Annotated in this window: 1 protein-coding gene; it reads left to right on the top strand. The window is 77.7% G+C overall.

The annotated features are described in order from the left end of the window. A partial coding sequence (locus JWG43_RS18820) for a bifunctional hydroxymethylpyrimidine kinase/phosphomethylpyrimidine kinase (protein ID WP_205244437.1) occupies positions 1 to 417 on the top strand: 417 nt, incomplete at both ends.

Below are 417 nucleotides of genomic sequence, written 5' to 3' on the forward strand. Positions count from 1 at the left end.
GCGCAGAACAGCGTCGCGGTCGACGCGGTGTTTCCGGTGCCGCCCGAGCAGCTCGACGCCCAGCTCGCCGCGCTGGCCGATGACCTGCCGCCGGTGGCGATCAAGACCGGTCTGCTCGGCGGCGTGGCCCAGCTGCGCGCTGTCACCCGCTGGGTGGACCGGCTGCGCACGCAGCGGCCGGTGGCCCTTGTCGTGGACCCGGTGCTGCGCGCGTCCACCGGCGCCGGCTTCGCCGACGAGGCCCTGATGCGCGCCTACCGCGAGGAGCTGCTGCCGCGCGCCAGCGTCGCCACGCCCAACCGCCGCGAGGCCACGCGGCTGGTGGGCGACGGCGCCGTGGCCTGGCAGGCCCAGGCCCTGGGCGCCGCGAGCGCCTGCATCACCGGCGGCGACGAAGCCGGCCCGCTGGCCCTCGAC

Origin of the sequence: Desulfobulbus alkaliphilus, assembly GCF_016918545.1 — a bacterium.
Classification (GTDB): domain Bacteria; phylum Desulfobacterota; class Desulfobulbia; order Desulfobulbales; family Desulfobulbaceae; genus Desulfobulbus; species Desulfobulbus alkaliphilus.